21 protein-coding genes and 1 riboswitch are annotated in these 22388 nt (G+C 42.4%); of the genes, 9 read left to right on the top strand and 12 right to left on the bottom strand.

From position 1 onward, the window contains the following. Positions 1 to 177: 177 nt before the first annotated feature. A complete protein-coding gene (locus DBR32_RS07875) occupies positions 178 to 3219 on the bottom strand; it encodes an AAA family ATPase (protein ID WP_124635771.1) in 3042 nt (1013 codons plus the stop codon). 9 nt (positions 3220 to 3228) lie between these two features. Then, on the bottom strand, positions 3229 to 4440 hold the full coding sequence (locus DBR32_RS07870; protein ID WP_124635770.1) for an exonuclease subunit SbcD: 1212 nt from the start codon (positions 4438 to 4440) through the stop codon (positions 3229 to 3231). Between the two features lie 113 nt (positions 4441 to 4553). Between DBR32_RS07870 and DBR32_RS07865 the strand changes: the two genes are divergently transcribed. Together DBR32_RS07865 and DBR32_RS07860 are read left to right on the top strand one after the other, a co-directional pair. After that, the gene (locus DBR32_RS07865) at positions 4554 to 5150 is read left to right on the top strand and encodes a hypothetical protein (RefSeq protein ID WP_124635769.1); all 597 of its coding nucleotides are present in this window, start codon (positions 4554 to 4556) and stop codon (positions 5148 to 5150) included. Between the two features lie 249 nt (positions 5151 to 5399). After that, entirely contained in the window at positions 5400 to 5720 is a 321-nt protein-coding gene (locus tag DBR32_RS07860; RefSeq protein ID WP_124635768.1) for a c-type cytochrome, read from the top strand. A gap of 132 nt (positions 5721 to 5852) precedes the next feature. On the opposite strand, the gene DBR32_RS07855 is transcribed toward DBR32_RS07860, so the two are convergent. The 7 genes from DBR32_RS07855 to ahcY form a co-directional block, all read right to left on the bottom strand. Next, positions 5853 to 6425 (bottom strand): T9SS type A sorting domain-containing protein, encoded by a 573-nt coding sequence (locus DBR32_RS07855; protein WP_124635767.1) that lies wholly within the window; start codon positions 6423 to 6425, stop codon positions 5853 to 5855. Continuing rightward, positions 6401 to 7102 carry a hypothetical protein gene (locus DBR32_RS07850; protein WP_124635766.1) on the bottom strand — a complete coding sequence of 234 codons (702 nt, stop codon included), beginning with the start codon at positions 7100 to 7102 and terminating at the stop codon, positions 6401 to 6403. The genes DBR32_RS07855 and DBR32_RS07850 overlap by 25 nt, the downstream gene beginning before the upstream one ends. 61 nt (positions 7103 to 7163) lie before the next feature. Next, positions 7164 to 7769, bottom strand: a complete 606-nt coding sequence (locus DBR32_RS07845) for an SGNH/GDSL hydrolase family protein (RefSeq protein WP_124635765.1) — start codon at positions 7767 to 7769, stop codon at positions 7164 to 7166. A gap of 8 nt (positions 7770 to 7777) precedes the next feature. Then, positions 7778 to 7963 carry a DUF5522 domain-containing protein gene (locus tag DBR32_RS07840; RefSeq protein WP_124635764.1) on the bottom strand — a complete coding sequence of 62 codons (186 nt, stop codon included), beginning with the start codon at positions 7961 to 7963 and terminating at the stop codon, positions 7778 to 7780. A 40-nt stretch (positions 7964 to 8003) separates the two neighbouring features. Beyond that, positions 8004 to 8708 (bottom strand): tRNA (guanosine(46)-N7)-methyltransferase TrmB, encoded by a 705-nt coding sequence (gene trmB, locus DBR32_RS07835; protein ID WP_124635763.1) that lies wholly within the window; start codon positions 8706 to 8708, stop codon positions 8004 to 8006. 60 nt (positions 8709 to 8768) lie between these two features. Beyond that, complete coding sequence (locus tag DBR32_RS07830; protein ID WP_124635762.1) at positions 8769 to 9287, bottom strand: DUF4251 domain-containing protein; 519 nt, start codon at positions 9285 to 9287, stop codon at positions 8769 to 8771. 138 nt (positions 9288 to 9425) lie between these two features. Further along, entirely contained in the window at positions 9426 to 10754 is a 1329-nt protein-coding gene (ahcY, locus tag DBR32_RS07825; protein ID WP_124635761.1) for an adenosylhomocysteinase, read from the bottom strand. 120 nt (positions 10755 to 10874) lie between these two features. On the opposite strand from ahcY, the gene rimO reads away from it, so the two are divergent. From rimO to DBR32_RS07805, 4 genes are read left to right on the top strand one after another with little or no spacing between them, the layout of a single operon-like run. Then, positions 10875 to 12182: a 30S ribosomal protein S12 methylthiotransferase RimO gene (gene rimO, locus DBR32_RS07820; protein ID WP_124635760.1), complete on the top strand. Its 1308-nt coding sequence runs from the start codon at positions 10875 to 10877 to the stop codon at positions 12180 to 12182. Positions 12183 to 12187: 5 nt separating this feature from the next. After that, complete coding sequence (ytxJ, locus tag DBR32_RS07815; RefSeq protein ID WP_124635759.1) at positions 12188 to 12511, top strand: bacillithiol system redox-active protein YtxJ; 324 nt, start codon at positions 12188 to 12190, stop codon at positions 12509 to 12511. A 9-nt stretch (positions 12512 to 12520) separates the two neighbouring features. Further along, positions 12521 to 13135 (top strand): DUF502 domain-containing protein, encoded by a 615-nt coding sequence (locus DBR32_RS07810; RefSeq protein WP_124635758.1) that lies wholly within the window; start codon positions 12521 to 12523, stop codon positions 13133 to 13135. Positions 13136 to 13146: 11 nt separating this feature from the next. Then, a complete protein-coding gene (locus DBR32_RS07805) occupies positions 13147 to 15339 on the top strand; it encodes a S9 family peptidase (RefSeq protein ID WP_124635757.1) in 2193 nt (730 codons plus the stop codon). 52 nt (positions 15340 to 15391) lie between these two features. Here DBR32_RS07805 and DBR32_RS07800 read toward each other — a convergent pair whose 3' ends face one another. Next, a complete protein-coding gene (locus DBR32_RS07800) occupies positions 15392 to 15784 on the bottom strand; it encodes an OsmC family protein (RefSeq protein WP_124635756.1) in 393 nt (130 codons plus the stop codon). Next, positions 15774 to 16004 (bottom strand): (4Fe-4S)-binding protein, encoded by a 231-nt coding sequence (locus DBR32_RS07795; RefSeq protein WP_124635755.1) that lies wholly within the window; start codon positions 16002 to 16004, stop codon positions 15774 to 15776. Before DBR32_RS07795 ends, DBR32_RS07800 begins: the two co-directional genes overlap by 11 nt. A gap of 178 nt (positions 16005 to 16182) precedes the next feature. Continuing rightward, positions 16183 to 16293: riboswitch (SAM riboswitch) on the top strand. A gap of 131 nt (positions 16294 to 16424) precedes the next feature. Between DBR32_RS07795 and DBR32_RS07790 the strand changes: the two genes are divergently transcribed. Genes DBR32_RS07790 through metF form a run of 3 tightly spaced genes read left to right on the top strand, consistent with a single transcriptional unit; the run spans position 16425 to position 21103 of the window. Beyond that, entirely contained in the window at positions 16425 to 17435 is a 1011-nt protein-coding gene (locus DBR32_RS07790) for a homocysteine S-methyltransferase family protein (RefSeq protein ID WP_124635754.1), read from the top strand. 17 nt (positions 17436 to 17452) lie between these two features. After that, positions 17453 to 20110: a methionine synthase gene (metH, locus tag DBR32_RS07785; RefSeq protein WP_124635753.1), complete on the top strand. Its 2658-nt coding sequence runs from the start codon at positions 17453 to 17455 to the stop codon at positions 20108 to 20110. Between the two features lie 36 nt (positions 20111 to 20146). Then, complete coding sequence (metF, locus tag DBR32_RS07780; RefSeq protein ID WP_124635752.1) at positions 20147 to 21103, top strand: methylenetetrahydrofolate reductase [NAD(P)H]; 957 nt, start codon at positions 20147 to 20149, stop codon at positions 21101 to 21103. Positions 21104 to 21743: 640 nt separating this feature from the next. On the opposite strand, the gene DBR32_RS07775 is transcribed toward metF, so the two are convergent. Next, a complete protein-coding gene (locus DBR32_RS07775; protein WP_124635751.1) occupies positions 21744 to 22364 on the bottom strand; it encodes a GyrI-like domain-containing protein in 621 nt (206 codons plus the stop codon). Positions 22365 to 22388: the final 24 nt, after the last annotated feature.

Below are 22388 nucleotides of genomic sequence, written 5' to 3'. Positions count from 1 at the left end.
GCCGGTCCTAAGGATCTGTTCGGTACAGATCGCTTATTGTTTTAATCACAGCAATAGCAATTTTGTATTGGCGTTGCGATGCAGAGCAATCGCCTTGATGAACAAAGGTCGCTACCTTTGTTCCCGGGCTTTAAGATTAAGTAAAATCTACCCAAAGCATTATACTATTGCCGTACTTCAATCCAAAGTAACCAAACTACCCCGCTCCGGATCTTTAATCACTTTTAAATAGCGTGGAATACGTTCCTGCAATTCTTCCACATGTGAGATGATGCCTACTACACGGTGTTCTTTGTATAACTGCTCCAGGGTTTGAAAAACGGTTTCAATAGCTTCTTTATCCAAGGTACCAAAGCCCTCATCGATAAAGAAAAAATTCTTCTCAAATCGATTGAGGCTATGAATGCTTTCTGCCAAGGCAAGGGCAAGACAAAGAGAAGCCTGGAAAGATTGTCCTCCGGACAAGGTCTTAACGCTTCTGGCTTTGCCTCCATTCAGGTAATCCATAATCTCAAAACCTTTTTCCGCTTCATAGATCAGGCTCAACTGGTTGCCGGTCAGCCGGTGAAAACGTTCATTAGCAACACTGCATAAATTTTGCAAATACACCTCAGATATATATTCAACAAAACCATTGGCCTGAAACATATTGGTCATGACTTTTAGATCTGCAGCCCTTAACAGTAAGGCTTCCCGGGTCTTTTCGTATGTTTCTTTTTCATTTATTTTGTTCTTTAATTCCGATATTTCGTTTGTTAAGAGTAAGTGCTCATTTGATTGTTGCTGTATTGTTTCTACGGCAGACTTAAGGACTTCTACGGCCTGCTGATAGGCAGCTGCATCAAAAACAGCGGCTCCAATGGCCGTCTTTAAGTTTTGTAAAGTCAATTCTGCCGAATGCAGGTTTTTATAGAAAGTATCAATGGCTGCTTTTTCTTGCTCCGGGTTTATGTCGGCCTGCAACAATTGCTGTATTTCTTCCAATGTCTCAAAAGCGGAATGATCCAGTTTTTCTTTGAGCTCCTTTTCTATTAAGCCCAATTGTTCCTTTACTTTCGCAACCTGCTGCTGTTGTAAGGTGCTTGCAGTGTCCAACCGGGCCAAACGTTCTTTCTGCTCCTGAACGGCATGATTGATTTGCTCATACTGCTTTTCTGTAGCTGCAATATGGCTTACAATGCCTACAGACAACTCCTCCAGCTGGGATTGACTTTGCCCTTTCCAGGCCGAGGAATCCATACCTTCCATTTGTTTAAGCAGTATATCGATAGCGCCTTTTTTCTGTTGTGCGGTTCCGGACAGATCCAGAACCTTTTGCCGGAAGGTATTAATTTTTTCCAGGCAAAGCTGCTGCTGCGCTCTCTGCTCCTGCAATACAGACGCTGCCTGCTCCATATCCGTCTCTGTCTGAAGAATATTTAATTTATATTGTTCCAGTTTTCGGGTATCCGTTTTATCAAATAAATGCGGCCAGATAAACAAACGATCTTGTTCTGCTAATTGCGCTTCCTGAGTCGTCTGCAATTGGGCATAATTCATTTCTTCTGCCGCATATTGTGTGCGCTGCCCCTGTATATGTGCAACCTCGAATTGCCGGGCATTCCAGTCCGCCAAGGCTTGTTCCGATTGAGACAATGCCGATTGGGCTTCCTCTAAAGACGGCTGCACCTCTACTGCATGTGCCAATTCGTGATGTACCTCCGATCCGCAAAGCGGACACGGTTTTCCATCCACGATTTCCTGTCTGTATTTTGACAATTCTACCTGCAGTTGCAGGGCTGTAACCCGTTTTGTATCTGCTGCAATCGCCTGTTTTAAGGGTTGTACGCCTGCTTCAAAAAAGTCTTCCCATCCTTTCAGCGGAATACCACTTTCCGATAAATGAGCTTCTATATTTTTTTGTGCGATACGGTTTTGCGCCAGTAAAGAAAGGGTATTTTTATATTCTGTTTCGAGTTGCTCTTGCCTGCGATACCATTCCGTGGCTGCTAAGAGTATTTCCGTATCGGGTTTTGCCGACTTTAACTGTGCTACTTGTTGCTCCGTTTGGAGTATGTCCTGGCTCAGCTGTGCGTATAAAGTTTGTTCTTTATCAACAAACTGCTGGCCATTGGCAACTCTTTGCTGCACGGCAGCATATTCCTGCTCATACAATGCTAAAGCCATCAGATTTTTCAATAGCTGCAGTTGTACTCTTGAGGTTTCTATTTTATGATATTCCTTTGTAATATCGGCCAGCTGTGCCTCTTGTTGCGTTAAGGCAAGTGTGGCTTGCTGCCGCTCCCGGGTATATTGCTGTAATTGCTGCTCCAGTTGTGCAAGTTGCGTCTGGTAGTGGGTATTTTGATTCAATAAACCTTTGAATTGTATTAATGCGGTATGATACTGATTCAAAAAATGATTCCGTTGGGCAAAAGAAGCTTGCTTCATGGCTAAGGAATCAACATCTTGTCTTGCCTGTTCCAGCTGCTCCTGCAGCGACTTTAAAGCGTGGAGCTGATCAAATGTTTTTTGCGCTTCGGTGGCCCTTGCGGTGCTTTCGCGAACTAAAACCGATAAGGATGCTAAAGCGATTTCTTTAGTCTCCAGCACCTCCCGGGTATAACTCGTATACTGACTCAATATCCCTTCATTTCTTTGCATTGCCTCATTATTCCGGTTGCTTAACTGTTTAACGGGTAGCGCAAAATCGTATTGATACAGATTGAAGATCTCTTTTAGCATCTCCATTCTCGGTGTTTTGGTCAATTCCAAAAACTCTTTAAACTTACCTTGGGGAATGATGATGGTACGTTTAAAATTATCGTATTTCAAACCCAAAATCGGTTCCGCATTGGCAGTGGGCAAGGGTACCCAGGTACCTTCTTCCCATTTGTAGGCCGTGCGTTCTATGGTAGACGTCGCGGCATAATCCTTTTTACGGCGTTTCCAGGTAGCCGTAAACCGATAAAGATCTTTGGCGGTAATCTTGAATTCAAAATCGATCAGCGCCTTATCCGATTTCAGGTTGAGCATATTATAGGCCCTCCTATCGCCCGAATCCAGGCGTTCTGTAGCACCATACAATACAAAACTGATGGCTTCCAGAATACTGGATTTTCCGGAACCGACGGCACCGAAAATCCCAAATAAACCGGCTTCGGTAAGGGCTTCAAAATCTATAGTCTGTTTTTCCTGGTAGGAGTAAAATCCTTCTATACTCAATCGTAATGGCAACATGGCTTCCGCTTATTTTTCCTGTAGTATTTCCTGAAATAAAGCCATCAGGGCTTTATTGGGTTCTTGTTTATGTTTCGATCTGAAATAGTCTGCAAACAAGCTGCTGATATCCTGTTCTATATCTATATGTTTTATCGTTTTGTCCTGCAGCTTATGGAGGCGCACCTGAGGGATAATCTGGATAATACCATCGTGTGCCTGCTGCAAGCGCCGCAAATCTTCGGACTGTAAATAGGTATCACTTTTTATGGTCAGCTCTACCAAACTGTACGGATGCGCGGCCAACCAGTCTACCGCAATATCGATATCGTCAAATGTTTTCCGGTAGAGGCTTCTGCCGCTTTGTAAGGCAATCTTTTCGACATGTGCATCCTGCCCCGGTTCCAAGGTAACAAGACATACATATTTACTTTGTCCGGCCTCACTAAAACTATAAGCCAGCGGACTACTGGAATAGGCTACGGGCTGCTGATGGCCTGCCACCTGATGATGACGATGTAAATGACCCAGGGCTGTATATTGTATCTGTGCGGGAATAATATCCGTGTATACCAGATCGGCATTACCGATTTTGATCGGTTTTTCACCATCGGGTTCTTCAGGAATGGTCCCTCCCCGCTGCATCACGAACAAATGTGCCATAAGGACATTCACTCCTTTTGTATCCATATACTGATCAGCGATCGATTGCCATTGTTGTTGCAATGTTTCATTCAGCAGGGCTTCCTTATCTTCTATACCTAAGAATTGCTTTAAGCGTTGCTCATTGGCATAAGGGGTTAAAAGCAGGCGTAAAGGATAGTCTACTCCGGGCAAACGGGCCTCTATAAATCCTTTATCGGCAATGGTAATGGCCATTCCTGAGGGCAATTGCATAGGCTTTACCAAGGCATTGGGATAACCGACAAATATAATCCCACTGGCTCTGGCCAGCGGATCGGGTGCATCTATTTTATCCGGGCTATCATGATTGCCGGCAATGACCACAACAAGCCTACTACCCTCTTTAGACAATCGCTTCACGGTACTGTAAAATAATTCTAAAGCCTCTGTGGGCGGGTTTGCCGCATCAAATACATCTCCGGCAATGAGAATGGCATCAACGGCATTATCCTCGGCAATATTAATGATCTCTTCCATTACCTTAACCTGCTCTTCTATCCTGCTAAAAGTGCCTAGCTTTTTTCCCAGATGCCAATCTGCCGTATGTAATATGCGCATAGTAATTTTATCTAATTAAAGCCTCTTAGGGTACCGGATACTTAAACAAATGCTTAACGATACTTTGCCTAATTTTATAGGAAATACATTCCCCTTTCTCCATGCAATTTACAATGAAATTTTATGTAATAACGATTGTGCTATTCCTGATGACAAAAATGGCTTCGGCGCAATTAAGGTTTCAGGACATTCCCATTAGCTGGAAAGATTTTAGCCCTACGCAAAAGGTACTAACCCGTGAAAACGGAACGGCCGCAATTAATGTGAATACAGCATACCAGTGGGAAAGCAGTACACAAAATGGTATCGCTACTATTAATTTTACTTCATCCGTAACCTCAGATAGGTCTAAAAATTTCGTATTGGCTACCTTTATGAAGACGGCCGATACAGAACAGAAGGACAAATTGCTGCGTCATGAACAGGGGCATTATATCATCGCACTGATTAAAAATTTATGGCTTCAGGAAGCGCTACTCAGTGCGCATTTTACCGGTCGTTTCAAAGTCGAAATACGGGAAGTCTGCAAAGGTGTGGAGGCCCGTGCCGCACAGTTAAGTGCCACTTACGATGCGGAAACAAATCATTCCCTGATCAGGCCAAAACAGGTGGAATGGGAAGAAAAGCTATTAGACTTGCTGAATACTTTAAATTATAACAAGAAGACGATACCGATACATTTTGACCAAAAGATTGTGGTGAAGTTGTAATAAAAACGAAAGGAGAAAGGTAAAGATTAGGGGTTTTGCAAAAAGCCTGGTTATACCCGACAAACAAATAGCAAGATTCTACTCAGTCAGCGCATTTAGCCCCATCATTCCCGGAGCATTCGAATATATTAGTCGCATTGAGCGATTGGTCTTTTTCATCATTACGTATCAAATATTTGTTAAGTTTCGATAATACATTTTGACAATTCTGTGACAAAGTGTATATTTAAGTCGTAAAATCTTGTAATTATGAAAACAAAATATCTGATAATACTCGGTGTGGTGATGGCTACGTTTATGGCCAGCTGTTATCCCAAAGCAAGCCAGGTGATTCGCTCTTTACCTGTAGAAAGCAAAGCGCAGATAAAAGCGCAGTATGACCAAGGGCAGCTGGCACAGGGCCAGCAACTGTTTATCAGCAACTGTGCTAAATGTCATAAGCTGAAAGATCCGGAATCGAAAACACCGGAGCAATGGAACAAAACCGTAAAAAGAATGATTCCAAGAGCCAAATTGAGCGATGAGCAAGGAAAATTGGTCAGAGCATATTTGATTGCGAATGCTAAGTAGTTCTAGTTTTAAGAATATTCGCGCTACTTTATTATATAAAGAATCCGCCACTTCATTTATTGAAGTGGCGGATTCTTTTATGGTAGCTATCATTTAAAAGGCTGTTCACCATGCCGGATGCTTATACTACACCTAGGATTTTACAATCCTTCTGAGCACCCTTCCTTTATCCGTCTCTATAATTAAGATATATAAGCCACTTTGGATACCCTTAATATCTATAGTAAGAGCGCTGCTATTGCCCTCTTGCCGCCGGCTTAATATTGTTCTTCCTAAACGGTCCACCATTATTAAAGACCGGATAGCGGTTTCTTTTGCTTCAAGCTGTACCTTATTCTGTGCCGGGTTTGGATATGCTTTTACATTTATACCCCGTCCTTCTTGTAAATAAGGCAAACCCACGACCGTACCCCGTTCGGAGGTCACAAAGAGGGTATCTGAAAAGTTCAGTGAGGTGGCAGCACAGTTTACATAGTTATCGTAGCGTGCTACATAATAATCAACTGCTGTATCATACGGAATATTAAGGCAAGGCCCGGTGGCATATACGGCATTATTGCCAGATTTATACCATTTGATGGCATTCAGCTCCTGCGGGGTAAAGATGTATTTGTACTGAAAAGGCCTGGTCTGATCAACGACATAGGAGCTGCCCGAGGGAATATATAAAACCGCGTCATTTACCGCCCCGGTATTACCCCACATATCGGCAATACCACGCCCTGGTGTAAAACGGATGCGGTATTGTTACTATTGATCAATCCCTGTATTCCTTTACCATTGGCATTGGTGGTTGGGCACGTTACCGAACCGGGAAAAGACAAGGTATTGAGTTCAATTCTATTCGTTCCTTCATGTAAAACGATCTGGGTGGTCACTTTTTCACCGGCACATGGAATGCCATACTTAGGCACACCGCACCATTCGGCAATGAATATACGGGAGCCGGATGCACCTTGTGTCTGGTATTTCACACTGCCGGAAGTATTCATATTTGCATCCAGAAAAGCGGGAAATATAGCATTATGAAATATAGTGTTCGTATTGCTCCAGGCAAAAGGGCTTACATTATCCGTGTTGCTCAGGTTAAAACTTAAAAATACATTACCCGAGAGGGCGCATTGCGTGTAGGAATTTCCAAAAAACGAAAAGGCAAATCCAATATCGACGGTATCTGAGAAAAAATCATCCAATATTAAAGCACTATCCATGTGCTGCCATCCGGCATCCATACAGTAATTAAAGGAAGCCCCTTGCTGCAGGGTAGTATCCTGTAGGACCAGTGGTATCTGAGCGATCGTTTTTTGATTACCCGTTAATACCGTTATACTACCTAACAGGAGAAAGAATCCCCGATATAAGGAAGCATAATTAAGCATCATTCTTACAAGATTTTCATTATGATAAAATGGCCTGATAGATGATCTATTCGCCTAAGGTAGGTTACAGATTATGGTGCATCTCTGCAGCAATCTTAGCTGCCCAGAGCGCATACATGTTACTACTGTAATGTAACTGATCCTCAACGAGGTAAGCTCCTTCATCTTTATACTGGTCGGTCAAACCCGTAATGTCTACAAAAGTGACGCCGTATTGCAGCGCAATTGCTTTTTGGCAAGCATTGAACGCCGCGATTTCGCGAGTTACTTTTGGGGTATCAACACCTTTCTCCACTGCAAAAGGGGTATGTCCCCAATCTGGAATAGAAACCACACAAACTTTTTGTTTATCCCCCTTGGCAAAAGCAATAGCTTGTTCTAAAAGACGGGTAAACTCTAGTGTATAATTATCGAGATCCCTACCGCGGTATTGGTTATTCACACCGATTAATAAGGTGACCAGATCAAAGGTTTGCTCCAGGTTACGCGCGGCAATACCGTCCAGTAACTCATCGGTCGTCCATCCGGTAACCGCAATGATTTCCGGTGCCGCAAAAGCCAGCTGGTATTGCTCTTTCAGTATTTGAACTAATTGATTAGGGAAATTGCCGGCAGTTTCCACACCTTCTCCAATTGTATAAGAATCGCCTAAGGCTAAATAAGTCTGCATAAAGAATATTAAGATTTTTTTTGTGCCCGTAATTGAAGCAGTTCTGTCCTTCTGGGTTCTTGTACCCGCTCGTAATCATAAGGACAATGCAAACAGCCATTTCCGCAACATTTCCCTCTTTTGAGATGATACGCTGCGGTCAATACCATTAAACCCTGTTCATTAAAATAGAAATCGACTCCTTCCTGCAACATGATAATACAATAGCCAATTTAAAGATTAAAACCAATAGGATCAGGCTTCTTCCTGATGCACAAACATTTGTTTTAAAATCGCCTCTTTTTCTACCGGTAAATCTTTATTAATCTTAAATTTCAGGTAGTGGATTCGGTTACTTCCCGCAATATCAAGCCCTTCATAATGGGTCTTAATGCTCAATTCCGGAGATACTGCTCCTTTGGTATAAATATCATCATCATCGACCAATACTTCCAGCTCATACAGCTCGATAACGGCTTTGGTAAACTGGTATAAGTCGGGGCTATCTGTTTTCAGATTGATGGTTGCACCGGGTGTAACAATCTGTTGGTACAATTTTAAGAAACGAGGATAGGTAAGGCGTTTTTTCATTCTTGCCCCTTTGAGTTGCGGATCGGGAAAGGTGATCCAAATCTCGCTGATCTCTTCTGCTGCGAAGTAATCGGTTATTTTATCAATATGGGATCTGATAAAGCCTACATTTTCCATTCCGTTTTCCAGGGCGGTCTTGGCACCACGCCAGATGCGGTTTCCCTTAATATCGATACCGATAAAATTTCTTTCAGGGTATAGTTTACCCAGACCCACCGCATATTCTCCTTTCCCACAGGCCAATTCTAAGGTAATTGGATGATCATTCTTAAAAAACGTATGCCATTTCCCCTGCACGTCTTGAGGAAATTCCAATACATTATCGAATGTCTTTATTTCATTAAATCTTATTAATTTCTTTTGTCCCATTATAGTTGTTATCTGCTATAGATACCGGAATATATGAAACCGGTTTTCGTAAGTGTGTATTTATCTTAACACCCCCTGATAGCTAATTGCACTACGATTATTGCTGGAAATACGTACTGTTGCACGGCCATTTTCAAAAACGGTAATATTGATACGGTTAATGTCTTTATGATCCAAAGGCTTGATCTGGATATCATATCCATTCCTGGCATTCTTCATATTCGTACTATACTCATATTGAGTAGACGTAAACTTGAATCCGGCATCGTTAGTTCCTGAAACAGGGCTGTATGCACTTCCAAAATAGGGAAGGTAAACCTCCAGTTTTCCGGGCGCTATCTTTATCGCATACTGGTTACCGGTAAGCTGTACTATATTTTCAACATTCGGGTACATTCCACGCAATAAACTATTAACATCCTCAGACGGTTGCACTACAAGCGCCTTGAAAGTAAACAGATGATTATTTACCGCATGAACAACTAAACTCTGAGAACCTTTGGATATTACACTTCTAGGTTCCCGCGCCTGGGCGGTCAATACGCCGCAAACGATCATTAGGGTTATTAAGTACTTCATAATATCAGGATTTATTGTGTATATACAAATATAAATAATAAATCATGGTAAAAAAAACAATATTACACCACCCCTCCGCTGCTGCCAACAAGAAAGATGGTATAATATCAGCACTCCAAAGCGGAGCAATATAAAAATTTAATATCTGTAGTGTTCCGGCTTGTATGGACCTTCTTTTGGAAGACCTAAATAGCTAGCCTGTGCATCGCTAAGGATATCCAGTTCCACACCAATTTTAGACAGGTGCAAACGGGCTACTTTCTCATCCAGTTGTTTAGGCAATACATATACTTTGTTTTCGTATGCGGCGGTATTCGTCCACAACTCCAACTGAGCTAATGTTTGGTTAGTGAAAGAGTTACTCATTACAAATGATGGGTGACCTGTAGCACAACCTAAGTTTACCAAACGACCTTCTGCCAGTACGATTACATCTTTACCGTCGATAGTATACATATCTACCTGAGGTTTGATGGTATCTTTTGTTTGTCCGTATGTGTTGTTTAACCATTCCATATCGATTTCGATATCGAAGTGGCCGATATTACAAACGATTGCTTTATCTTTCATCGCACGGAATTCTTTTTCCGTAATAATGTCGCGACAACCGGTAGTGGTCACCAGGATATCAGCTTCTTTAACTGCTTTCTCCATTCTGGCAACTTCAAAACCATCCATTGCCGCTTGTAGGGCACAGATTGGATCAATCTCAGTAACAATAACGCGGGCGCCTGCACCTCTTAAGGATTCTGCAGAACCTTTACCCACATCGCCATAACCGGCTACTACAGCTACTTTACCTGCCATCATGATATCTGTAGCACGACGAATAGCATCTACCAAAGATTCTTTACAACCGTATTTGTTATCAAATTTGGATTTGGTTACGGAGTCATTTACATTGATTGCCGGCATTGGTAAGGTACCATTAGCCATTCTTTCATATAAACGGTGTACACCTGTTGTGGTCTCTTCAGATAAACCTTTAATAGCGGCAACCAGTTCCGGATATTTATCCAGCACGATATTGGTTAAATCACCACCATCATCCAGGATCATATTCAAAGGACGGTCTTCGCTACCGAAAAATAATGTTTGTTCAATACACCAGTCTGCTTCTTCCAATGTTTCTCCTTTCCAGGCAAATACCGGAACACCTGTAGCGGCGATTGCAGCAGCAGCGTGGTCTTGTGTAGAGAAAATGTTACAAGAACTCCAACGTACTTCAGCTCCTAAAGCAGTCAGGGTTTCGATTAACACAGCTGTTTGGATGGTCATGTGCAGACAACCGGCAATACGCGCACCTTTTAAAGGCTGGCTGGCGCCATATTCCACTCTAAGGCTCATCAAACCGGGCATTTCTGCTTCGGCCAGTTTAATTTCTTTTCTACCCCATTCTGCCAAAGAGATATCGGCTACTTTGTAAGGCAATGTAAAATCTATATGCGTTTTAGATGCAACACTCATAATGATATATTGTATTTATTTGTTTTAAAATTTTGGCAAAAATAAGCATTATACTCATATTTTCACTATAAATAGTGTTAAGGATAATATTGTACCTTTGCAGGCTGAACAATAGTACAAATGAAAAGCAAAACGCTTAAACAGAATAAAGTAAACATCATTACCCTGGGTTGTTCGAAGAACCTGGTAGACAGTGAAGTATTGAGTGGCCAGCTCAAGGCCAATGACATTAATGTGATTCATGAAAATGAAAAGATGGATCATAATATCGTAGTGGTAAACACCTGTGGCTTTATTGACAAAGCTAAAGAAGAGTCTGTCAATACCATTTTGGAACAGGTCGCTTTAAAAGAAGAAGGAAAACTGGATAAAGTACTGGTGACCGGCTGCCTTAGCGAACGGTACCGCCAGGACCTGGCTAAAGAAATACCCGAGGTAGATGCCTGGTTCGGTACGCTGGAACTTCCCTTCATTTTAAAAGAACTGGAAGCTGATTTTAAGAAAGAGCTACTGGGCGAGCGTTTGCTCAGCACGCCAAAGCACTATGCTTATCTAAAGATCTCCGAAGGTTGTAACAGAACCTGTTCGTTTTGTGCCATCCCGCTGATGAGGGGAACGCATATTTCCAAACCAATCGAAGAGATTATTACGGAGGCGAAACACCTGGTTAAAAACGGGGTGAAGGAAGTGATGCTGATTGCACAGGAATTGACTTATTATGGTCTTGACCTGTACAAAAAGCGTGCCTTATCCGAGTTGCTGGAGCAATTAGCACAGGTCGAAGGCCTGAAGTGGATTCGCTTGCACTATGCCTATCCCACTAAATTTCCATTGGAAATACTGGAGGTAGTGAAAAAGTATGACAACATTTGTAATTATTTAGATATTCCGTTACAACATTGCAGCGATAAGATGCTGAAAGCGATGAAACGCCAGATCACTAAAAAAGAAATGGTAGAGCTGATTCATAATATCCGTGAAGCGGTACCAGGCATCGCGATTCGTACTACGATGATCACCGGATTTCCGGGCGAGACTTTAGAAGATGTGGAAGAAATGAAGGCATTTTTAGAAGAAATGCAATTTGAGCGTGTCGGCATTTTCACTTATTCACATGAAGAAAATACAACGGCATACGAACTCGAAGATACCTTAAGCAGCGAAGAAAAAGAACGCCGCGCACAGGAGATCATGGAAGTGCAGCAGGAAATCTCTTATACCAAAAACCAGGACTTTATCGGCAAAGAACTGAATGTGCTGATCGATAAAATAGAAGCAGGCCGTTATATTGCCCGTACCGAATTTGACAGTGTAGAGGTAGACAATGAAGTAATCATTAATACAGACGAAGACTTGCCTATTGGAGATTTTGTAAAAGTACGCATTACCAAAGCCTACGATTACGATTTAGAAGCTGAATTAATTTAAGTTTTATGAACTGGAAACCGCTGACGAATATTCAGGAACTGGATCTGATAGAGGAACAATCAAAAACGCAGCCACAGCTGATCTTTAAGCACAGCACACAGTGTAATATCAGTGCGGATGCAGAGGAAGAACTCAACAAGGGTTCTGTGGATGCCTATTATCTGGACCTCTTGGCCCACCGGAATATTTCTGATGAAATTGCACGTCGTTATGGTGTAACCCATCAATCGCCACAGGTTTTGATCATTGCCAATGGAGCATGTGTATATCATGAATCACATTGGCGTATTAAAACACCGAAGGTACTGGAGCAATTACAAAACGGTTAAAAAACACCTATGTCGGAACCTAATAAAAATATCGGCAAATACTTATTAAAAGCCTTTTTACAAGGCTTGGTCATCTTAGGGCCTATTAGTGTTACGGTAGCGGTCATTTGGTATGTATTTACGAGTATTGACAATCTGATCCCGAGTTTATCGCAGGAGATGCCTGGTCTGGTATTTGTACTGATCATCGTGGTGACCATCCTGATCGGCATTTTAGGCACCCGGTTTTTTGTGGGTCGTTTTTTAGTCGACCTGTTCAGCCATATCATGGAAAACACGCCCGGGATTAAATTTATTTATACCGCTATCAAGGAGGTAATGGTATCCTTTGTAGGGGATAAAAAGAAATTCAACAATCCTGTTTGGGTCAAAACACAATCCGATCCCGAGATCTGGCGTATTGGCTTCCTGACACAACCCGATATGAATTTTGTAGCACTGGAGGATAAGGTATCGGTATACCTCCCCCACTCTTACGCTATTTCAGGCTGGGTCATCATTACCGATGCCGGCAATATAAAAACCGTACAAGGCATGAATGCCGCAGAGGCCATGAAGTTTGCCGTAAGCGGAGGCGTGACCGGCGGGCTTAGCGAACCTAAATCAAAAGAAGAAACGATATAATCCTATTTTTTATGACCCAAAGAAGTATCGCACATTTTTGCAAAGCAATGATTTGCTTTTTCGTTTGTACCTTATCACTCAACAGTACCGCTTCTGCGCAAAAAGAGATTACCCTGGAAGATATCTCGCTGAAAGGTACGTTCCGTGCCGCTTCGGTTCCGGGATTCAATGTGCTGAATAATGGCAGCAGTTATGTAAAACAGGAAACGAATGGCGACATCGCCGTGTATGACCTGAAAAGCAATAAGCCATTGCGCATCATCTTTGACAAGAAGAACAACACCTTTGAAGGCACTGCTATTGAGGCCGCTGATTTTTCCTTTAGTGCAGATGAAAAAAAATTATTGTTACGAACCGACGCCGAAAATATCTACAGACGTTCTGTATTATACAAGGTGTATATCTTTGATATCGCGACAAAAAGCCTGCAGCAATTAGATGCCGAAAAGGTACTGCACGCTTCCTTCTCACCGGACGGCACTAAAGTAGCTTTTGTGAAAAATAATAATATTTTCTATAAAGACCTTGCTACCGGACAACTCGTGACGGTAACGACTTCCGGTGCTCAAAACAAAATCATCAACGGAAATTGTGATTGGGTATATGAAGAGGAATTTGAATTTACACAGGCCTACCAATGGTCGCCAAAAGGCAATTACATAGCTTATTATACCTTCGACGAAAGCCGGGTAAAAGAATACACAATTCCTTATTATGAAGGAAAGGATTATCCCAGAAACTATACCTATAAATACCCAAAAGCCGGTGAAGCAAATTCCCTGGTAAGTATTCATACCTATGCACTGCAAAGCAGGAACACCGTTGCCGCAGACCTGGGTACGGAAAGTGATCAATATATTCCCCGCATCAAATGGAGCAATAAGGATGATGAATTGTGTATCTACCGGCTAAACCGTTTGCAAAACCAACTGGACCTCTTGTTGACCAATGCCCAAACAGGACAGAGCAGTGTTATATACAATGAATCAAACCAATATTATTTAGAGATTAACGATAACCTGACTTTCCTGAACGACAACCAGTCTTTTATATTTAATTCTGAAAAGAGCGGGTATAACCAACTCTATAAATGGAACTGGCATACCAAACAACTGATACCAATCACCACCGGAACTAATGAAGTAAAAGAGCTATTGGGCGTAGACCTGTCGGGCAATAAAATTTATTATACCGCTACGGATCAAACCATCAATAATACTTTTAATGTGGTAGACCTTAATGGTAAAAATGGTAAAGTATTATCACTTTATACAGGTTCGCATGATGTAACGGTATGTAATGGATTTAAGTATTTCGTAGACAAATACCATACAGCAAATCAGGTACCGATTTTCACCTTGATTAATCATAAAGGAAAAACGGTACGCGTATTGGAAGACAATAACAAACTGCAAAAAACACTAGCGGAGTATCAACTGGGCAAAGTGGATTTTATGACCATACCTAATGCAGAAGGCATAAGTTTAAATGCTTATATGATCAAGCCGGCAAATTTTGATGCCTCAAAAAAATACCCGGTGTTGATGTACCAGTATTCCGGTCCCGGTTCACAGCAAGTAATCAACCACTTCCCTATGGACAATTTCTGGTGGCATCAGTTATTGGCTCAGAAAGGCTATATCGTTGTAGTGGCAGATGGTACGGGTACGGGTGGCAGAGGAGAAGCCTTCAAAAAGAAGACCTACCTGCAATTAGGAAAATATGAAAGTGAAGACCAGATCGCAGTCGCAAAATACCTGGCGCAACAATCCTATGTAGATGCAGCACGTATCGGTATTTGGGGTTGGAGTTATGGTGGTTTTATGAGCACGACCTGCCTGTTAAAAGCACCGGAAGTATTTAAGATGGCGATTGCAGTAGCACCGGTTACGAATTGGCGTTATTATGACAATATCTATACCGAACGCTATATGCGCACCCCGAAAGAAAATGAAAAAGGCTACGACGACAATGCCCCTTTGAGTATGGCGAAAAACCTGAAAGGAAACTACCTTTTAATTCACGGTACGGCCGATGACAATGTACATCTTCAAAATGCTACGGAAATGTCCAATGCCCTGGTGAATGCCAATAAAGATTTCGAGGCGTTTTATTATACCAATAAGAATCATGGTATTTATGGCGGTTATACACGTTATAATCTGTACAAAAAGATGACAGCCTATTTGTTGAAAAATTTATAAATAAACACAAAATAATAAATGAAGCCGCGCCTTTCAGGCGCGGCTTCATTTATTATAACCTTGTCTTAATCTCAATCGTTCCACTCAGTATTTTATGAATAGGGCAAGCATTGGCAATCGTTAGTAAGCGCTGTAGCTGTTCTTCGCTCAGCGCCCCTTCAAAGCTAATAATCCGTTCAAAGTGTGTACTTTGGGTATCGGGATCCCGCTCCAGCGTCACCTCCGTTGCTATTTGTGACACCGCCCATTGCTTTCGGTTCACGTACATCCTGAGCGTAGCACAAGTACAGGAAGCCAGGCTGGCCGCCAACAATTCATAAGGATTAAAACCTTTATCCTGGCCACCCTGATCTACAGGTTCATCTCCTATAATCCTTTTTTCGCCAGAACTAATTTCAGTCAGGTACAAGTCCGTACCAATAACTGCAGCAACCTTAATGCTCATTGTCTGCGGGTTTATCCATTCTATAGGTCAGGGCACCCGAAGGGCAATGTTCAATCTGATCCTTTAAAGCTGCGGCATCCGCTTCGTGAGGATGCACCCAGGGCTTCTCTTTGGGTGTGTATACCTTGGGTAAGGTCTTGACACAAATACCGGAGTGGATACATTTCTCCGCCTGCCAAAGCACCGTAATTTCTCCATTACTGTATTCTTTTGTTTCCATAATAATCGTTTTATAAAATTGCAGATAAAAACTTAATACAATGTATCATTAATCCTTAAATCTTCAAAAATTGTTTTACAATTATGCTATAAAAGAATTTTATAAAAGCACCTGATATTAAATAATATTTGCGGTTCTAAAACTATATGATATATTTGCAGCAGTTCTTTGTTTGAAAGTGTTATCAAGAAAGGCAGAGGGATTAGACCCGCTGAAGCCTTAGCAACCCTTTATTTTCGATCGAAAATAAAGAAGGTGCTACATTCTACCGTATACGGATAGATAATACAGTATTCATTTCCCTCCCGATTTCTTTTCATTTTCAACGATAGTATAAATTCTTTTTCAGGCTGTAAAGCTGCCGGATGCGTATGCATGGGCTTTTTTTATATCCTGATCAGGACAAAACCATTTTTAAAAATGAATCATCATAAAAGCATACAGTCCTTATTACAGGAGCGCATTCTTATTCTGGACGGGGCCATGGGCACCATGTTACAACAATATGAATTTGACGAAGCCGCTTTTCGGGGCGAACGCTTCAAAGACTGGCCCAGCCCACTGAAAGGCAATAACGATCTGTTGTCCCTTACCCAACCCGAAGCAATCGAAACCATCCACCTGAAATATTTAGCAGCGGGAGCCGATATTATAGAAACCAACACCTTCTCTTCTACGACCGTAGCGATGGCCGATTATAACATGCAATCGCTGGCCTATGAATTAAATGTAGCAGGTGCCAAATTGGCTAAATCGGCCTGCGAGACTTATATGCAGGCGCATCCGGGCGAACCAAAATTTGTAGCCGGTGCCATAGGCCCGACCAATAAAACCACCAGCATGTCTCCCGACATCAATAACCCAGCCTTCCGTGCCATTACCTTTAATGAGCTCAAAGAAGCCTATACCGAACAGGTAGAAGGATTAATCGATGGCGGTGCCGACTTGCTTTTGGTCGAAACCGTATTCGATACACTAAATGCCAAAGCTGCTTTATTCGCCATAGAGGAAGTCAAAGAAAAAAGAGGCATTGAGATCCCTATTATGGTGAGCGGTACGATTACCGATGCTTCGGGCAGAACCCTTTCGGGACAAACCCCGGAAGCCTTTTTGGTATCGATCGAACATTTTCCTTTATTAAGCATCGGCTTCAACTGTGCATTGGGCGCGAAACAACTGGCTCCCTATTTAGAAATTTTATCCAACAATACTGATATCGCCATTTCGGCTTATCCCAATGCAGGTTTGCCTAATGCCTTTGGCCAATACGATGAAACGGCAGAACTGATGGCAGCACAGGTAAAAGAATATTTAGACAAGGGCATGATTAATATTATCGGTGGTTGCTGCGGTACCACACCAGACCATATCAGTGCTATTGCGGCTTTGGCCCGGCAGTATGCACCCCGCAAAATCGCGGTAGGTCTTTAAACACATCAACACAAAAAATGAAGCATCTGAAATTAAGTGGGCTTGAAGCCTTAGTCATTACACCGGAAAGTAATTTTATCAATATAGGAGAACGGACGAATGTAGCCGGCTCCAAAAAATTCCTGCGGCTGATCAAGGACGGCCATTATAATGAAGCACTGGAAATCGCCAGAGACCAGGTAGAAGGCGGAGCACAGGTCTTAGACGTGAATATGGATGACGGTTTGCTTGATGGCAAAACCGCCATGGTCAACTTTCTGAACCTGATTGCAGCCGAACCGGATATTGCCCGGATTCCGGTCATGATCGACAGCTCTAAATGGGAAATACTCGAAGCGGGTCTTCAGGTTCTACAAGGCAAACCAATCGTCAATTCAATTAGCCTTAAAGAAGGAGAAGCCACCTTTATCCGTCAGGCCAAACTGGTCAAGCGCTATGGCGCGGCGGTTATCGTGATGGCCTTCGATGAGAAGGGACAGGCCGATAATTATGAAAGAAGACTGGAAATTGTAAAACGTTCTTACGATATCCTGACGCAGGTAGTCAAGTTCAAAGAGACTGATATTATTTTTGACCTCAATATCTTCCCCGTAGCCACGGGTTTGGAAGAACATCGTCGCAATGCCATCGATTTCTTTGAAGCCACCAAATGGGTCAAAGCACATTATCCCAGTGTGGGGGTCAGTGGCGGGGTCAGTAACGTATCCTTTTCGTTTCGCGGTAATGATACCGTGAGGGAAGCGATGCATTCGGTGTTCCTCTACCATGCCATTCAGGCAGGAATGAACATGGGGATCGTGAACCCCAGCTTACTGGTCGTATATGATAAAATACCGAAAGACCTCTTAGCTCTCATTGAAGATGTGATGCTGGACCGCGATGAAGATGCAACCGAAAAACTCATCGAATATGCCGAGCATAACAAGGCCGTCAAAAAAGATAAAATTGAAGATATTGCCTGGCGTCACCTACCACTACAAGAACGCATTACCCACTCTTTGGTAAATGGTATTGATAAATTTGTGGAGGAAGATGCGGAAGAAGCCCGTTTACAAAGCGCAAGGCCTTTGGAAGTGATTGAAATCTACCTCATGACGGGGATGAATGTTGTCGGAGATTTGTTCGGAAGTGGTAAGATGTTTTTACCCCAGGTTGTAAAATCGGCGCGGGTGATGAAAAAAGCCGTCGCCTATCTGCAGCCTTTTATCGAAAAAGAAAAAGACCGTTCCCGCCCGAGTGCCGGCAAAGTATTGATGGCCACGGTAAAGGGAGATGTACATGATATCGGTAAAAACATCGTGAGTGTGGTTCTGGCCTGTAATAATTATGAGATTGTAGACCTGGGCATTATGGTGCCGGCCGAACGGATTATTGAAATGGCCAAAGAGGTAAATGCAGATATTATCGGCCTCAGCGGCCTGATCACCCCCAGCCTGGATGAAATGGTACATGTGGCTTCTGAGTTGGAAAGACAAGGCTTACACTTTCCGCTGATGATTGGTGGTGCCACTACCTCTAAAGTGCATACAGCGGTAAAGATCGATGCGAAATATAATAATATTGTGGTGCATGTAAATGATGCCTCCCGAGCTGTGAATGTGGTAAGCAGCATTTTAAGCGAGAGCCAACAGGACAATTATTTTAAAGAAACCAAAGCCGAAAATGAACGCATACGCCATACCTACCTGAACCATAATACACAAAAAGAGTATTTGGGTATTGAGGCGGCAAGGGCCAATAAACTTCAACTGAATTTTAATGAAGAAACGATTATCAAACCGCAGTTTCTAGGTATTAAGGTGATCGAAAATCAGCCTTTAGATGCCCTGGTCGCTACTATTGACTGGTCTCCTTTCTTCAGAAGCTGGGATCTGTATGGTAAGTTTCCGGACATCCTTACAGACGAGGTCGTGGGCAAACAGGCCACTGATTTATTTATAGATGCGAAGGCCATGCTCAAAGACATTGTCGACAAGAAACTCTTAAAAGCAAAAGCAGTATTCGGTATTTTCCCTGCTAATTCGATAGTAGACGATATTGAAGTGTTGAGCCCTGAATATGAGCCTTTGGCCAAATTTTATACGCTACGGCAGCAAAGTAAAAAAGCCGCTAAGATTCCCAATATTGCTTTGTCCGATTTTATTGCACCGAAGGATGCGGGTATACAGGATTATGTGGGTTGTTTTTGTGTGACGGCCGGTTTTGGTACCGAAGCGCTTGCAGAATCTTATGAAAAAAATCATGATGACTATAATTCCATTATGGTAAAAGCATTGGCTGATCGTTTGGCGGAGGCTTTTGCAGAGCATTTACATACGGAAGTACGTAAAAAATATTGGGCCTATGCCGCCAATGAAGTATTGTCGAATGAAGAACTGATTAAAGAAAAGTATAAAGGCGTGCGCCCTGCACCGGGCTATCCGGCCTGCCCAGACCATTTGGAGAAAGAAACCATCTGGGCCCTCTTGAATGTGGAACAAAACATTGGGGTTACCCTTACCGAAAGCCTGGCTATGTGGCCGGCCTCCAGTGTAAGCGGGTATTATTTTGCCCATGAAGACAGCAAATATTTTGGATTGGGCAGGATCAAAACTGACCAGCTGAAAGACTATGCGGAACGAAAAAATATGGACTATGCCCTGGCTGAAAAGTGGTTGGCGCCTAACCTTGCGTAACAATTTACCCTTATGGACTCTTTTTAAAACAACAAGATGAAAGTAACCGAACATATACAAAAAGCACAGGGCAATACCCTGTTTTCCTTTGAAATATTGCCCCCTTTAAAGGGCGAAAATGTACAATGTATCTATAATACGATTGATAACCTGATTGAGTTTAATCCTGCTTTTATAGATGTAACGTATCATCGGGAAGAATATGTGTATCTGGAAAAAGAAAACGGTCTGCTGGAAAAAAAGGTGGTGCGTAAGCGACCCGGAACAGTGGGTATCTGTGCGGCCATCCAGAGTAAGTATAAAGTAGATGCTATTCCCCATATCCTTTGCGGGGGATTTGACAAGGAGGATACAGAAAATTTCCTGATTGATCTGGATTTTCTGGGCATCAGCAATGTACTGGCTTTAAGAGGTGATGCGATCAAAAGCGAGATCTATTTTAAACCTGAGCGAAACGGGCACCACTATGCACATGATTTGGTCGCACAAATTGAGGCCATGAATGCAGGCACTTATATTGACGAGTATATGGAAACGAACAATCCGACCAATTTTGATATTGGTGTTGCCGCCTACCCGGAAAAGCATATGGAAGCCGCCAGTTTACAGCAGGATATTTTATACCTGAAACAAAAGGTGGATGCGGGTGCGGACTATATCGTCACACAGATGTTTTTCGATAATGATAAGTATTTCCAGTTTGTGGACAAATGTCGTACTGCCGGGATCAATGTACCGATCATTCCCGGTTTGAAACCGATTGCCACCAAGAGCCAGTTGAGCATGATCCCGCACCGGTTTAAGGTAGACCTGCCTGATGATCTTGTGGTTGATATTATTAAATGTAAAGATAACGCCGCAGTAAAGCAGGTGGGTGTAGAATGGTGTATTGAGCAATGCAAAAGCCTGAAAGCACAAGGGGTACCGGCTTTGCACTTCTATTCTATGGGAAAAAGTGACAATATTAAAACGATTGCCCAAGCGGTATTTTAAATAAAGCAATGTGGTTATCTGCAGTAGACAAGCCCTTTTGTTCGTCCTTTTGTGGCAACAAAAGGACCAAAAATGCCTGTTTTCATCAAGGCGATTGCTCCGCACCACAATTTTGTTGCGTTCCGTGCATTGATTTTTGAGTATTAGAGGGAGTATCCATTACTCAAAAATCGCAACGACACTTACAAAATTGCTATCGCTGTGATGAAAACAATAAGCGATCCGTTCTGTAAAGATCGTTTAGGACTGGCCTTATAAATCCGGCGTTAAGAAAATCATTGGCTCGGTCGATAAAGGCGTAAACCACTGTTTGAGCGCAGCGAGTTTGGTTTACGACCGACCGACACATTGATTTTTAGCCATGGATTTATACAGCCTTGATTTTTTGGCGGTACCTTTTGCATCAAGGCAAAAGGTAGCATAGCGATAAATAGAAACCAAAAGAATAATTAGCTCTTTATTTCCAAATAGAGGATACTCAATTAAAATAATATGACGATCCGCATATCGGCAACCCTTTTGTTCATCTTTTTGTGAGAACAAAAGGACAGAAGCTATTAAGAAAATGGTTTACAAAATGAACAATCATCTGAAATAAATTTATTTCGAAATGCTTATCTTTCGTAAATAAATCGGCATATTAACGAACAGGCTCCCGCAAAATTGTTTTTAGCTTTTCGGGAGCTGTTTTCCGGAAATCGGAAAGGTAGATCTCATGGTGTAATCCATTACGGCCCAGGTTTTCCGCATCCATAAAGCCTTTCATTATTGCTAATATTTCGGGCTCTTTATCAAAAGGACCGATGTGCATCATTTGTACACATTTACCTTCGGTAAGGGTAAAATACGCGACATCTATGATCCGTGGATTTGCTTTTTCCGCTGCCAGTCCATGTTTCATTTGCTCCACAAACGCTCCGTCCACATAATCGGGCAGGCGAAGGAGCAAGCGATAACGCCACTCCGAACGGGGGACAATTGCTGTATCTTTTATGGACAGGTTGGGATATTGCTCTTCATCATACCACCATAAACCCTCCAACTTCGCCACTACATAATCCCTACCCTCTGCTTTGTATTTAAATTTAAGGGCATAAGCAGTCGTATACAATGCTTGTATATCTGCTGCAAATGCGGCACTGGAAGGATCGCCCTGACCCGGTATTGAAAGGTAAAATACCTTTTCAAAAGTTTTGATCTCCGGTTGGGTTTTGGCAGTATAATAGGGTTTGTATTCTTTGCTCAGGTCTAGTTTTTCCATATCGGGACGATTAGGTTATCGGAC

Source organism: Taibaiella sp. KBW10 (genome assembly GCF_003852495.1).
GTDB lineage: Bacteria > Bacteroidota > Bacteroidia > Chitinophagales > Chitinophagaceae > Edaphocola.
This window is presented reverse-complemented; position numbering and strand designations above follow the sequence as displayed.

Excerpts from the sequence above, each read along its gene's own strand:
- ahcY (WP_124635761.1), bottom strand. The coding sequence starts at position 10,754 with ATGAGTGTTGCATCTAAAACGCATATAGATTTTACATTGCCTTACAAA.
- metF (WP_124635752.1), top strand. The coding sequence starts at position 20,147 with ATGAAAGTAACCGAACATATACAAAAAGCACAGGGCAATACCCTGTTT.
- DBR32_RS07830 (WP_124635762.1), bottom strand. The coding sequence starts at position 9,287 with ATGAAGTACTTAATAACCCTAATGATCGTTTGCGGCGTATTGACCGCC.
- DBR32_RS07870 (WP_124635770.1), bottom strand. The coding sequence starts at position 4,440 with ATGCGCATATTACATACGGCAGATTGGCATCTGGGAAAAAAGCTAGGC.
- metH (WP_124635753.1), top strand. The coding sequence starts at position 17,453 with ATGAAGCATCTGAAATTAAGTGGGCTTGAAGCCTTAGTCATTACACCG.
- DBR32_RS07840 (WP_124635764.1), bottom strand. The coding sequence starts at position 7,963 with ATGTTGCAGGAAGGAGTCGATTTCTATTTTAATGAACAGGGTTTAATG.
- DBR32_RS07860 (WP_124635768.1), top strand. The coding sequence starts at position 5,400 with ATGAAAACAAAATATCTGATAATACTCGGTGTGGTGATGGCTACGTTT.
- DBR32_RS07805 (WP_124635757.1), top strand. The coding sequence starts at position 13,147 with ATGACCCAAAGAAGTATCGCACATTTTTGCAAAGCAATGATTTGCTTT.
- rimO (WP_124635760.1), top strand. The coding sequence starts at position 10,875 with ATGAAAAGCAAAACGCTTAAACAGAATAAAGTAAACATCATTACCCTG.
- DBR32_RS07875 (WP_124635771.1), bottom strand. The coding sequence starts at position 3,219 with ATGTTGCCATTACGATTGAGTATAGAAGGATTTTACTCCTACCAGGAA.
- DBR32_RS07810 (WP_124635758.1), top strand. The coding sequence starts at position 12,521 with ATGTCGGAACCTAATAAAAATATCGGCAAATACTTATTAAAAGCCTTT.
- DBR32_RS07790 (WP_124635754.1), top strand. The coding sequence starts at position 16,425 with ATGAATCATCATAAAAGCATACAGTCCTTATTACAGGAGCGCATTCTT.
- trmB (WP_124635763.1), bottom strand. The coding sequence starts at position 8,708 with ATGGGACAAAAGAAATTAATAAGATTTAATGAAATAAAGACATTCGAT.
- DBR32_RS07855 (WP_124635767.1), bottom strand. The coding sequence starts at position 6,425 with ATGTGGGGTAATACCGGGGCGGTAAATGACGCGGTTTTATATATTCCC.
- DBR32_RS07800 (WP_124635756.1), bottom strand. The coding sequence starts at position 15,784 with ATGAGCATTAAGGTTGCTGCAGTTATTGGTACGGACTTGTACCTGACT.
- DBR32_RS07865 (WP_124635769.1), top strand. The coding sequence starts at position 4,554 with ATGAAATTTTATGTAATAACGATTGTGCTATTCCTGATGACAAAAATG.
- DBR32_RS07795 (WP_124635755.1), bottom strand. The coding sequence starts at position 16,004 with ATGGAAACAAAAGAATACAGTAATGGAGAAATTACGGTGCTTTGGCAG.
- ytxJ (WP_124635759.1), top strand. The coding sequence starts at position 12,188 with ATGAACTGGAAACCGCTGACGAATATTCAGGAACTGGATCTGATAGAG.
- DBR32_RS07775 (WP_124635751.1), bottom strand. The coding sequence starts at position 22,364 with ATGGAAAAACTAGACCTGAGCAAAGAATACAAACCCTATTATACTGCC.
- DBR32_RS07850 (WP_124635766.1), bottom strand. The coding sequence starts at position 7,102 with ATGATGCTTAATTATGCTTCCTTATATCGGGGATTCTTTCTCCTGTTA.
- DBR32_RS07845 (WP_124635765.1), bottom strand. The coding sequence starts at position 7,769 with ATGCAGACTTATTTAGCCTTAGGCGATTCTTATACAATTGGAGAAGGT.